This is a genomic window from Paraburkholderia sp. BL27I4N3, from assembly GCF_003386115.1.
Taxonomy (GTDB): domain Bacteria; phylum Pseudomonadota; class Gammaproteobacteria; order Burkholderiales; family Burkholderiaceae; genus Paraburkholderia.
This window is the reverse complement of the sequence record NZ_QREJ01000001.1, coordinates 7540043-7551830: the sequence shown is the minus strand read 5'-3', so window position 1 is coordinate 7551830 and position 11788 is coordinate 7540043. Positions and strand designations below refer to the sequence as shown.

At 62.6% G+C, this 11788-nt stretch carries 10 protein-coding genes and 1 pseudogene; 2 read left to right on the top strand and 9 right to left on the bottom strand.

Annotated elements, in window-relative coordinates:
* Positions 1-1440: a DEAD/DEAH box helicase gene (locus tag B0G71_RS34250; protein ID WP_116147508.1), complete on the bottom strand. Its 1440-nt coding sequence runs from the start codon at positions 1438-1440 to the stop codon at positions 1-3.
* Positions 1441-2358: 918 nt separating this feature from the next.
* Between B0G71_RS34250 and B0G71_RS42240 the strand changes: the two are divergent.
* Positions 2359-2463, top strand: a pseudogene (locus B0G71_RS42240) (hypothetical protein); the annotation flags it as partial.
* Between the two features lie 116 nt (positions 2464-2579).
* Here the strand turns inward: B0G71_RS42240 and B0G71_RS34240 are convergent.
* The 7 genes from B0G71_RS34240 to B0G71_RS34210 are packed head-to-tail and all read right to left on the bottom strand — an operon-like array spanning position 2580 to position 9145.
* Entirely contained in the window at positions 2580-3491 is a 912-nt protein-coding gene (locus B0G71_RS34240; protein WP_116147506.1) for an SDR family NAD(P)-dependent oxidoreductase, read from the bottom strand.
* 35 nt (positions 3492-3526) lie between these two features.
* Positions 3527-3982, bottom strand: a complete 456-nt coding sequence (locus tag B0G71_RS34235; RefSeq protein ID WP_116147504.1) for a MaoC family dehydratase — start codon at positions 3980-3982, stop codon at positions 3527-3529.
* Positions 3979-5145, bottom strand: coding sequence for an acyl-CoA dehydrogenase family protein (locus tag B0G71_RS34230; RefSeq protein ID WP_116147502.1), 1167 nt, complete (start codon positions 5143-5145; stop codon positions 3979-3981). Before B0G71_RS34230 ends, B0G71_RS34235 begins: the two co-directional genes overlap by 4 nt.
* Positions 5146-5159: 14 nt before the next feature.
* On the bottom strand, positions 5160-6374 hold the full coding sequence (locus B0G71_RS34225; RefSeq protein WP_116147501.1) for an acyl-CoA dehydrogenase family protein: 1215 nt from the start codon (positions 6372-6374) through the stop codon (positions 5160-5162).
* Positions 6375-6431: 57 nt separating this feature from the next.
* Entirely contained in the window at positions 6432-7616 is a 1185-nt protein-coding gene (locus B0G71_RS34220) for a lipid-transfer protein (protein WP_116147499.1), read from the bottom strand.
* The gene (locus B0G71_RS41565) at positions 7613-7942 is read right to left on the bottom strand and encodes a hypothetical protein (RefSeq protein ID WP_181916868.1); all 330 of its coding nucleotides are present in this window, start codon (positions 7940-7942) and stop codon (positions 7613-7615) included. Before B0G71_RS41565 ends, B0G71_RS34220 begins: the two co-directional genes overlap by 4 nt.
* 57 nt (positions 7943-7999) lie before the next feature.
* A complete protein-coding gene (locus B0G71_RS34210) occupies positions 8000-9145 on the bottom strand; it encodes an acyl-CoA dehydrogenase family protein (RefSeq protein WP_116147495.1) in 1146 nt (381 codons plus the stop codon).
* A 295-nt stretch (positions 9146-9440) separates the two neighbouring features.
* On the opposite strand from B0G71_RS34210, the gene B0G71_RS34205 reads away from it, so the two are divergent.
* Complete coding sequence (locus B0G71_RS34205; RefSeq protein ID WP_116147493.1) at positions 9441-10145, top strand: TetR/AcrR family transcriptional regulator; 705 nt, start codon at positions 9441-9443, stop codon at positions 10143-10145.
* Between the two features lie 111 nt (positions 10146-10256).
* On the opposite strand, the gene B0G71_RS34200 is transcribed toward B0G71_RS34205, so the two are convergent.
* Positions 10257-11780, bottom strand: a complete 1524-nt coding sequence (locus B0G71_RS34200; protein ID WP_116147491.1) for a DUF1254 domain-containing protein — start codon at positions 11778-11780, stop codon at positions 10257-10259.
* Between the last annotated feature and the right edge of the window lie 8 nt (positions 11781-11788).

Here is an 11788-nt window from a genome sequence, read left to right as displayed (position 1 = left end):
TTAGCGTTTGCCGCGGCCACCCGCGGATCTGGCAGCCGGCTTGCGTGACTCCGCAACCGGCTTGCTGGCGGATTTGCTGCGTGGCTTTGGCACGCCGAATGAGTGACCGCGGGACGAGCTTGTACCTTTACCCGCGGCCACAGCGCCCTGCGCCGCCGGCTTGCGTTTGTTTTCGCCACTTTGCGGGCGCGATTTTTTGCTGGGCACCTGCGCTGCGCCCGGCGCAGCTTGCGGCACTTTCGGCTTCTTAGGCTTCTTGGGTTTCTTGATGATCTCGCCTGTCGCGCTAGTTTGCGGCACGCGGTGTTCGGCTTCAAAACCCGGCTCTTCCTCACGGCGCAACGTTTGCCGGATCAGCGCTTCGATCGCGGCCAGTTGCGGCGCTTCATCGGCGCAGACAAGGGACACCGCCACGCCGCTGGCACCCGCGCGGCCGGTACGGCCAATACGGTGCACATAGTCTTGCGCCACGATCGGCAGATCGACGTTGATCACCAGCGGCAGGTCGTCGATATCCAGCCCGCGCGCCGCCACATCGGTGGCTACCAGCATTTGGACTTCGCGCGTCTTGAAGCGCTCCAGCGCACGCAGGCGCGCCGGTTGCGGTTTGTCGCCGTGGATGGTGTCGACCGCATAGCCCGCTTCATCCAGCATGGCCGCGAGGTATTCCACGCCGTTGCGGGTTTTGACGAACACCAGCGCGTGCTGCCACTTGTTCTCAGCCACAAGGTGCATGAAGAGGTCCGGCTTGTTCTTCTTATCCACCGGCACCACCCACTGCTTGATCCTGCTGGCCGTGACGTTGGGCGGGCTGACGCTGATATTGACCGGGCCGCGCAGAATGCCCGCCGCCATCACGCGGATATCGTCCGTAAACGTGGCGGAGAACAGCAGGGTCTGGCGCTCGGCGGGCAAGGCAGCAAAGACGGCGTTGAGTTCGCGCGCAAATCCCAGATCGAGCATGCGGTCGGCTTCATCCAGCACCAGCGTTTGTACCTGATCGAACTGCACTGCGTTCTGGCGATGGAGATCCAGCAAACGGCCCGGCGTGGCAACGAGCACATCCACGCCTTTGCGCAGCTTCATCATCTGCGGGTTGATACTCACGCCGCCGTAGGCGGCCAGAAATCGTAAGTCGAGGCCTTTGCCGTACTCGATAAAGCTTTGCAGCACCTGTTCGGCCAATTCACGCGTGGGCACCAGCACCAGAACACGTGCGCGGTTGCTGGACACCGCCGGGCCGTGCTGCACCAGCCGTTGCAACAGCGGCAGCGCAAAACCCGCCGTTTTGCCCGTGCCGGTCTGTGCCGCGGCCATGACGTCCTTGCCACTGAGCACAGCAGGAATCGCCTTGGCCTGCACCGGCGTAGGTGTCTGGTAATTGAGGTCCTGCACATTACGCAGCAAAGGATCGATCAGGCCAAGCGAGGCAAAAGACATTGGCGTATTCCTAGCTAAAGCAGCAATTCTAACGGTTACCGCCTGACACATTGCAATCGGCGCAGGTGGGCGACGATGAATGCGTTAGACGTCCGGGCGTTTCGTGGACACCGTCGGTCTTCGGATGGCGGTGGGAATGCAGCGTACGCAATCCGTACTCTACGCACGTCTTCTACGCGGCTCGGCAACGCCTTATGTCTCGCCGGCAAACCATGGATGGCCGTGATCTATTACACCTGGGATCAATACTGCTTATCGCAAGAACGTAAGGCGTCAGGCCAACGTTTTCCGATCTGCTCGATATTCCTCATGCACTCGCTGCGCACCGCAAGCTTGCTGGACGACGGGTGGCGATTTTGACCTCGGCTAGCGGCGCCGGCACGCTCGTTACCGATAGTCTCGGTATGGCAACTTCGAGACCCGACCTCCTGACGAGGCGACCGCTGCAAAGCTGCGAGCACTCCAGACCGGCGGTGCCCGACCTGATGGCCTGCGCGATTCGCGATTCGCTGCCCGGCAGCGACAGACCTGTAATGGCGTTTGTGAGTCCCCACGCGCCGGAGATCACGCGCATGCTCAACGAGCAGACAGTGCCCGCTTTCCCGTCGCCCGAGAGAGCGTAACGAGAGCGCTAGCTGCAATGGGGCAGCATCGCGAGTACATGCAACGTGCCGTGAGTTCGGACGAACAACACGCCGAAGCAGAAGCCGACGTTAGCGATCTACCCGCCGGATCACTTAACGAAGCGCCGGCGAAAAAGCTGTTTGCGCGCTTCGGCGTGTCAGTGGCGCACGAACGTATCGTCACGAACGCAAATGACGGAGAGACTGCTGATCGCGAGCTGGGTGGCAAGGTCGTGCTCAGCTGCTGTCTAACAAGATCACACACAAGAGTGATGTCGACGGCGTAGCCGTCGGTGTGGCCACTGACAGTATCGGAGCGCGCCTGAACCGCATGCGCGACGAGGTTGAAACCGCAACCGGCGCATCTGCGGACGCATTTCTCGTGCAGGAAATGGTGACAAGTGGAACAGAACTGATTCTTGGCCTTCATCGCGACGCGTTGGGCACGGCCTTGCTGCTTGGCATCTGCCGAGCGCCCCTTGCGCGCCATCCACGGCACCCGGATACATCAAACTTTCATCCGCGCAACGCTTCCACTGCGCTATTGATGAACCGCTGCACCTCTTCGCCCGCTTCGCTATACGCGCGCGCACTGCTCCAGTCGGCAATTTCGCCGAAGCGGCGAGCGATGGTCTCCGGCGTCAGTTCCTCATCGCGCAGATGGCAAGGCGCGGTCTCCATGACTGTCGCAACTGAAAACGAGCCCCCGCCCGCGGATAGCACGACCCTGGAAGGCGCGTCGCCGCTGCACAGGAACAGCACGCCGGGCGTGACGCGCTCGGGGCGAATGGCGTCGAGCGCGTCGGCGGCCAACAATGCCTCGGTCATGCGGGTTGCCGCGATCGGCGCGATCGTGTTGACCCTGATGTTGCTCCTCACGCCTTCCTGATGAAGCACGTTCATCAGCCCGACCAGCGCCATTTTGGCGGCGCCGTAGTTCGCCTGGCCGAAGTTTCCATAGAGCCCTGCGGCGGACGTCGTCATGACGATACGGCCGTACTTTTGCTCGCGCATGATGTCCCACACTGCTTTCGTACAATGCACCGAGCCCATCAGATGCACGTCGAGCACTGTCTTGAACTCCGCCAGATCCATCTTCGCGAAGCTCTTGTCGCGCAGAATGCCCGCATTGTTGATCAAGATATCGACGCGGCCGAACGTGGCCATCGCCTGCGCAACCATGTCGGCGACCTGCGTATAGTCGGCAACGTCGGCACCGTGCGCGATCGCGCTGCCACCCGTGGCGCGGATCTCATCCACGACTGCTTGCGCCGCCGACGATGAACCGCCGGTACCATCCCGATTTGCGCCGAAATCGTTAACCACCACTGCTGCCCCGCGCGCGGCAAGAGCGAGTGCGTGTTGCCGCCCAAGGCCCGCACCTGCTCCTGTGACAACGGCGACTCTGCCGTCGAAGCGAATGCTCATTTTATCTCCCTCTCCTTAAGTACAAGCCGCGCGGGTCAGTAGAAGAAGCGCACGATGGATTCGGCCACACACGCGGGCTTGCTCTGCCCGTCGATTTCAACAATCATTTCGAGCTTGATTTGCGCGCCGGTGGTTCCCAGCGGGTCCCATTCGACAAGCCTGAACTGTGCGCGCAAGCGCGAGTTCACGGGAACCGGTGCCGCAAAGCGCACCTTATTGAGGCCATAGTTGAGCGCCGAACCGATGCCACGTACCTCGAACGCGGTCGCGAGGAAGGTGGGCAGCAGGCTCAGCGTCAGGAGGCCGTGCGCGATCGGCATGCCGAATGGACCGCTGCGCGCGCGCTCGACATCGACGTGGATCCACTGGTGATCGCCGGTCGAGTCCGCGAACAGATTGATGCGGTGCTGATCGATGACGAGCCAGTCGCTTATGCCGATCGATTCCCCGACAAGCGGCTTGAGGGCTTCGATGCTTTCGTAATGTTTCATGCGTTTTCCGTGGACAAACTCAACGCATCGCGCAGCGAGGCCGCGCAATATGCGTCGTGCTGGTCGCTGGTCCCGTACAGAAGGTCGCCAACGACGGCGCGTTTGAAATAGTGGCCAATCGTGTATTCCTCGGTCATGCCGATCCCGCCGTGCAACTGAATTGCCTGACCGCATACCTGCCTCGCCGTCCGGCCGATCAGCGCCTTGGCCGCCGATACCGTGTGCTGACGCGTCGCTTCATCGTCGTTTTCGAGCGATGCCAGCAGCACATACAGCATTGAGCGTGCAAGCTCCATCTCGGCGGCCATGTCGGCCATCCGGTGCTGCAACGCCTGAAAACTGCCAATCGGTACGCCGAATTGCTTGCGTACCCTCAGAAACTCCGCCGTTGCTACGACCGCTGCTTCCATCGAGCCCACGAGCTCCGCGCACAGCGCGGCGGTTCCGTGAGCAAGGCCGTGGCGAAGCGCGCTCAGACCACACCCCGGATCGCCCAGCGCCGCTTGCTGGCCGACCTGCACGCCGTCGAGTTGCAACTGCGCGGCCCAGCTTCCGTCATGCAGCGGCACCGGGCGCACCGTCACGCCTTGCATCGTAGCGTCGACGAGGAAGAGCGCCGGGTGGTCGCCGCTTGCACCGTTGCCCGCGATGCGCGCCGATACGATGAACTGATCTGCGCCGGGCGCACCCAGCACGGCCGTCTTCTGTCCGTGGAGCCGGAAGCCGTTTGCATCGCGAGTCGCGAGCGTCTCGACGACCGCCGGATTGCCGCGCGACGAAGCCTCCTGGTACGCGAGCGCGATACGACACGTGCCCTCGGCGATACGTGGCAAGAGCACATCCATCTGCGCGGGCGTGGCCGCCGCCACGAAGGTCTGCACCGCCAGCACCGCGCAGCCGACGAAGGGATCGACCACCAGCCCCCGACCCAGCTCCTGCGCGATCAACACGGTGTCGAGCAACGATCCGCCCAGACCGCCGTACTCTTCCGGCAACGCCGCGGCAAGCCAGCCGTTCTCGGCGAACGAGGACCAGTTCCGCGCGTGATGATCGCAGCCCGCCTTGACCTGCGCGGTGCGTCTGTCGAATGCATACGCTCGCGCGATGTAGCGACGTACGCTGTCCTGCAGCATCTGCTGTTCCGAATTCAACTGGAAGTTCATGGTGATCTGTCGCGTCAGAGTTGAAACATCAGCTTGGCAATGATTCCGCGCTGAACCTCGCTCGTGCCGCCGTAAATCGTCGACGCACGTCGAAAAAACATTTCGCTGGCAATACCCGGCCCTAGGCCCGGAGCTGGCATCGGCAATGCGTCGTGCGTCGCACCGGACCCGACATGCGCGTCAGCTTCTGCATAGGCATATGCCCCGTAGTGGCCCAGTGACTCGACCAGAAACTCGCTCATGCGCTGCTGGAGTTCGGTGCCGCGAATCTTGAGCATCGAGCCCAGGACATGAGCGCCAGGACTATGGTCTTCCTCCATTGCCGCGACGCGCTGCACCAGCATGCCAATGGCTTGCAATTCGGCTTCGAGACGCGCGAGCCGTTGCGCGAATTCAGGCCGTTCGATCAGCGGCTTGCCCTCCACCACCAGCGTGGTGGCGAGCTTGCGCAACTGCCGCCGAAAGCGTACGAGCGTCGGCAGATCCGCCGTCGCCGCATGCTCGTTGTTGAGCAGAAACTTCGTGACGGCCCACCCCGCGCCCTCGCCTCCGACACAGTTGACCACCGGCACACGCACGTTGTCGAAGAACGTCTCGTTCAGGTGATGACAGCCGTCGATCGTCAGAATGGGGCGCACTGTGATACCCGGCGTTTTCATATCGGCGAGCAGGAAGCTGATGCCGGCCTGCTTTTTCACGGACGTGTCCGTGCGCACCAGCATGAAGATCCAGTCCGCCTGATGCGCATAACTGGTCCAGATCTTCTGCCCGTTCACGACGTAGTGGTCGCCTTCGCGTACGGCCTGCATGCGCAGCGAAGCGAGATCGGAACCGGAGCCAGGCTCGGAAAATCCTTGGCACCACAGACGGTCGCCGTCGAAGATCGGCGGCAAATGTTCAGCTTTCTGCGCCGCCGTGCCGAAGTGATTCAGCACGGGGCCGAGCAGGCGTTGGCCAAACACGTCCTGGGTCGGCGCGCCCGCCGCCGCGCACTCCTCGTCGAAAACCAGGCGCTGTTGCGCGGTCCAGCCGGTGCCGCCATGGTCCGCCGCCCAGTAGGGCGCGCCCCAACCGTGCTGGTTGAGAATGCGTTGCCAGCGCACGAGATCGGCGTGCGGCGAACGCACGCCGTGCTGCGAGCCGGCCAGCTCGGCCGGCAGGTTCTCACGCAGGAACGCGCGGACCTGCTGGCGAAAGGCGTCGAGGCCCGTGTCCGGTCGAAAGTCCATCGGACGTTACTCCTGTTGAGGAATCAAGATGAGATTATTCGAAGCGGCAGCGCGCGCTCAGACGCGCTCGTACAAGGTCACGACGCACGCGCCGCCCAGCCCGACGTTGTGTTGCAACCCGAGCCTCGCGCTGGGCACCTGGCGCGCCTCGGCCGCGCCGCGCAGCTGTTGGACCAGCTCCACGCATTGCGCAATGCCGGTAGCGCCGAGCGGATGCCCCTTCGACAGCAGCCCGCCCGACGGGTTGGTCACGAACTTGCCGCCATACGTGTTGTCGCCATCGACGACGAACTTTTCCGCCTCGCCCTCAGCGCACAGACCGAGCGCCTCGTAAGTGAGCAGCTCGTTGTGCGCAAAACAGTCGTGAAGTTCGACCACGTCAATGTCCTGTGGGCCGATACCCGCCTGCTCGTACACCTGGCGCGCCGCCGCCTGCGTCATGCCGGCACCTGCGATCAGGCGCATGTCGCGGTTCTCGAAGGTGGCGGCGAAATCGGTGGTCATTGCCTGCGCGGCGATCTTCACCTTGCGGTTCAGGCCATGCTTCTGCGCGAACTGTTCCGAGCAGACAATCGCCGCGGCAGCGCCGCTGGTCGGCGGGCATGCCATCAGACGCGTCATCACCCCTTCCCACAGCATCGGCGAGGCCATTACCTCGTCTTCGGTGACAACGTTGCGGAATACCGCGAGCGGATTATTAGCCGCGTGGCGGCTTGCTTTAGCGCGGATTTTCGCGAACGTCGAGAGCTTCGTGCCGTACTGCTTCATGTGCGCAAGTCCCGCACCGCCGAAATAGCGCAAGGCCGGCGGCACGTCTGACGCGCCGACGAGATCTTCGGAAATCGCGTCGAAATGGTCGAACGGCGACGGACGGTCCTTGAAGATCGTGCCGAGCGCGCCGGGATTCATCTGCTCGAAGCCGAGCGCGAGCACGCATTCCGCAGCGCCGCTCGCCACCGCCTGACGTGCGAGATAAAGCGCCGTCGAGCCAGTCGAACAGTTGTTGTTCACGTTGATGACCGGCACGCCGGTCATGCCCACGTTGTAGAGCGCGCGCTGACCTGCGGTTGAATCGCCGTACACGTAGCCCACATAGCACTGCTGCACCTGCGCATAGCCGATGCCTGCATCGGCCAGCCCGGCGTTTGTGGCCCGGGCGGCCATCTGCGGATAAGGTTCGTTCGCGCCCGGCTTGGTGAACGGAATCATGCCGATGCCGGTTACGTACACGTCTCGACTCATGGTGTGCTCCGCGATAAATCGGTTGAAAGGAAATTCATGGCGACGCGATCGCCTTCCTGCATACCCAGTTGCTGTAGCGCGCCGGTGAGTTGCGCCACGCGATGGACGAACTCGCGGAAACATCGCGCGCGCCCCGCCAAGCGCGTGGCGACCCGCTCGGGATATTGCTGCACCGCGCGATGCAAAGACCGGGTTGCGTACATCATGTCTCCGTCACTTTTTCTGGCGTTATAGCGCTTGTTGTGTGAACTGGATGTTAGAAGCGAAGGCCAAACGCGACGATTGCGCTTGGCCCGGATTACATTGGAAAAGACCCCAATCGACACAACTATGCCAATCGGGTCTAACGCTAGCGGCGTACTTTATGCGGCTCGGCGCCGGTTTCACATCAGGCTGCGCGCGATGATCAACTTCTGGACATGGCTCGTGCCTTCGTAGATCTTGCAGACACGCACATCGCGGCTATAGCGCTCGACTGGGAAGTCTGTCAGATAGCCGTAGCCGCCATGAATCTGGATCGCGTCCGAGCAAACCTTTTCAGCAATCTCGCTCGCGAACAGCTTGGCGATCGATGCCTCCTTCGAACATTCGATACCTTCCCCGCACAGACGCGCGGCATGCAGCGCGTACTGATAGGCGATCTCGACCTGCGCGGCCATATCGGCGAGATCGAAACTCACACCCTGCAGTTCCGCGATCGGGCGGCCATAGGCTTCGCGATCCTTTGCATAGGCGACAGCGGCGTCGAGCGCAGCGCGTGCGACGCCGGCCGCGATAAACGCGATGCCGATGCGCCCGTCCGACAAACCGGACATGACGAGGCGATAGCCTTCGCCTTCGGCGCGCAGCAGGTTCTCGCACGGCACGCGGTAGCCTTCGAGTGAAATCGCGGCCGTATGCGCCGTGTGCTGGCCAAGCTTGCTCTCGATGCGAGTGACGGTGTAGCCCGGCTGTTTCGGGTCAATGATAAAAGTACTCGCGCCGCGCTTGCCCGCGTCCTTGTCGGTCAACACGAAGGCGATCGCAACGCCCGCTTCGCTGCCGTTCGAGATGAACTGCTTCGCTCCGTCGAGAATGTAGTGGTCGCCGTCGCGGCGGCCCGTGGCGCGCAGTGCGGCGGTGTCGGAACCGGCTTGCGGCTCGCTCAGCAGGAACGCGCCGATCGACTCGCCCCGCGCCATGGCCGGCAGATAGCCACGCTTTTGCTCCTCAGTGCCGTGGATCGAGATGCACAGCGCCGTGAAGTTATGCACGTGCAAAATCGTGGCGAGCCCCGCATCGGCGCCGGCGAACTCGTACTGGGCAAGGCAAAATTCGACGACGCCCGCCCCCACCCCACCGTACTCTTCCGGCACCAGCATGCCGAGAAAGCCAAGCTCGGCCAACTGCTTCAGTTCGGCGTGCGGCCACGCGGACGTGCGGTCCCGCTCCGCGGCGGTCGGTGCGATCACCTCCGCGGCGATGCGGCGCGCCGAGTCGCGAATCATGATCTGTTGCTCAGTGAGAAATGCTGTGGATTTGTCTGCCATGGGTGTCTCCTTATTCCGGGTGCGTCGATCGCCGTTCTGAATTCTCGCTCCGCAACGTCGCAACCGCCTGGTGGCCCGCTGCTTATTTACGCGGGGGATTATTTTTTCTACTCATGAGTAAATTGTTATTCTTCGTCGTCACATTGTCAACCTGAAAACTTTCCTGCTCTTTCGGCCGGGCCCTGGCAGGTGACAGTACGGTGCTTCGCAGTGCATTTCCAGTTGAGTTCCAGCGTCATCACCGCCGGTTCGACCGCATGGTAAGATTCATTTAACAAATGACGGCATCTTGACCATGACCTCGACTGCGCGCAAATCTACTGGCACCCGAAAATCGAAAGAGTCTTCCGCGCGGTGGAAAGACGCGCTGCCTTCGCGCGAAGACCTGCAAAAGCTGAAGAAAACCGCTTTAATCCGCGAGGCCGGCCGGGCATTCAAGGCGAAGGGGTTTCACAACACGTCGCTCGACGAAGTGGCCGAGGCGCTAAACGTCACCAAGGCAGCGCTGTACTACTACGTGAAGGGCAAGCGCGAACTACTGTTCGAAACGCAGAAACTCGCGCTCGACATGGGTGACGTCGCCCTGGAGGAAGGTCAGCATGGCAAGACCGGGCTTGACAAGCTCGAACGGACCATCGGCCGGTTTGTAGTACTAGTGACAGAGGATTTCATTTCGCACGCGTTCGTGTCCTCGCTCGACGACATGCTGCCGGAGCACCAGGAAATCGTTCGCAAGCGCCGCCGTGCTTTCGATCTGCGTATCCGGGAATATATCCAGGAGGGCATCGAAGACGGTTCCGTCGCGCCTTGCGAGCCGAAACTGGCCGTGGCCTGGCTGATGGGCTCGATCAACTGGATTCCGAACTGGTTCAATCCGGAGGGCGGCTACGGCCCGGAGGCGATCGCAGAGGTGTTCGTCAACTTCATGTCACGCGGGCTCGCGGCTGGATCCGCGAAGGCCCGCCCTCGTCCGCGCAAGACCACCACCGAAGCAGCCTAGACGTTCCGAACGCCGCCACGAGACGTGCACGCGCTGGACCGCGCGTATGCATGTGCCGGCAGTGAGCCGTGTATTCGCGTCGCGCCTTCCCTCGACACGACGCGTACACGCTCACTGAATCCGCTGCGCGGCAGGCGGAGTCCAGTGACCCGCCGTGATCGCCGCTGCGGGCCAATATGCTCGCATCATCAAAGAAAAATCCCCGTCGTGCGGCGCTGGCAGCCAGTTCGCCCGTTGTGCTGGATCGGCAGGCGGCTCGGACTGAATGTACACGGTCAGCGAGCCATCCGGGTTCGGCCTGAGATCCGTATTGCGCGTACCGATTGCATAACGGCCAAGCGGGTTCGGCACGAAGAAGTGATATGCGTCATACAGCGTCAGCGACCAGAAGCCCTGCACCGGCGGCCACTGTCCCTTCGCGAACGTGATCGCATACCGGTTGTGCGCATTGAGCCGCTCGCCGGCTGCATCGAGGTCCAGATAGAAGTACGTCGCCTCCTCCGGCTTGTTGACGAAAATATTGGAGCGCGCGACAGCGGTCCGGGTCAAATAGTCAGTGCCGAAGCGCCCGCCGTTGCGTTGCGTCGTCCAGTGATGTGCGAGTGGTATGCCAAAGTTGCGGAACTGAAGCAAGGGGTCGACGAGATCCTTGTCCGCGCGCGTCGCTTCGTCGATTATCGCGGCCTTGAGCGACGGATTGCGCCGCGCCGCCGCGATCACCGCAAGCGCTTCCGAGTAGCGTGCCTCTTCACCCGGCATGGGTGGGGCGTCGGCCAGTACCGCAGGCAAGCCGTCGAAGAAGCGCTCCGGAAACACCCAACGCGCTTCGCCGGGACTGGCACCCTCGTGAGCCGGCATCGGAAACGCGGGCAACTTTTTCCAGTCGTGCTGTTTGAACACGCCGTCAAACATCGCCAGCGGATACATGTCGATGCGGTTCAGCAACGGCTGGATGGCCGCGTTGTCCTGCGGCGTGTCGGTCTGAAAAACGCGCGGCACGACAAATGCCGTGCGGGTGCCCGAGCGAATCACCTGCGCGATACCCTCCGGCACCGCGCCGTGCCAGTCCGGGCCCGCCAGCAGATAGAAGCCGGGTTTCGTGTCGTACATCGACCCGAGGTTGGCGACGCTGTCGGTGCGCAGATCGACAATCTGATAGACCCAGAAACGCTTGCCGAAATCCGGAACCTGGATCACGACCGGGCTCTCGTCGAGCGCCGCGACGCCCGCGCCGTACACAACGTCCTGATTCGGGCACGCGACCAGCCGCTCTGCGGGGTCCACGTAACCGGTCAGCATCGCGAGACGGTTGAGCGGGGCAATCGGCATGATCCCGCCGACGAGCCCAGGCGCCGGCGCGCGGGTGAATGCAAGACGGCGGTTATAGGCGTTGACCATCGGCCACGCCCAGAAGTAGGTATTGCGCGCGACCATGCGCGCATAAGCCTCGGTCATGGGCGAGGCCGGTATAACAGGCGCTTCGTCCGTGCGGACCGCGCCGCTCGCCGCTGCGGGGCCGGCCCCTGCGGCTTGCGTAACAACCGGCACGCGGCCGGTTTCGCACCCGCCCAACGCAAGCAGTGCAAACGCGAATGCCGCGAACAACTGGAATGAACTCGAAAGCAGTTTGCGCATGAATGATT

Coding starts and splice junctions, on each gene's coding strand:
- B0G71_RS34240 (WP_116147506.1), bottom strand. CDS start 3,491: ATGAGCATTCGCTTCGACGGCAGAGTCGCCGTTGTCACAGGAGCAGGT.
- B0G71_RS34210 (WP_116147495.1), bottom strand. CDS start 9,145: ATGGCAGACAAATCCACAGCATTTCTCACTGAGCAACAGATCATGATT.
- B0G71_RS34235 (WP_116147504.1), bottom strand. CDS start 3,982: ATGAAACATTACGAAAGCATCGAAGCCCTCAAGCCGCTTGTCGGGGAA.
- B0G71_RS34250 (WP_116147508.1), bottom strand. CDS start 1,440: ATGTCTTTTGCCTCGCTTGGCCTGATCGATCCTTTGCTGCGTAATGTG.
- B0G71_RS34230 (WP_116147502.1), bottom strand. CDS start 5,145: ATGAACTTCCAGTTGAATTCGGAACAGCAGATGCTGCAGGACAGCGTA.
- B0G71_RS34205 (WP_116147493.1), top strand. CDS start 9,441: ATGACCTCGACTGCGCGCAAATCTACTGGCACCCGAAAATCGAAAGAG.
- B0G71_RS34225 (WP_116147501.1), bottom strand. CDS start 6,374: ATGGACTTTCGACCGGACACGGGCCTCGACGCCTTTCGCCAGCAGGTC.
- B0G71_RS34220 (WP_116147499.1), bottom strand. CDS start 7,616: ATGAGTCGAGACGTGTACGTAACCGGCATCGGCATGATTCCGTTCACC.
- B0G71_RS34200 (WP_116147491.1), bottom strand. CDS start 11,780: ATGCGCAAACTGCTTTCGAGTTCATTCCAGTTGTTCGCGGCATTCGCG.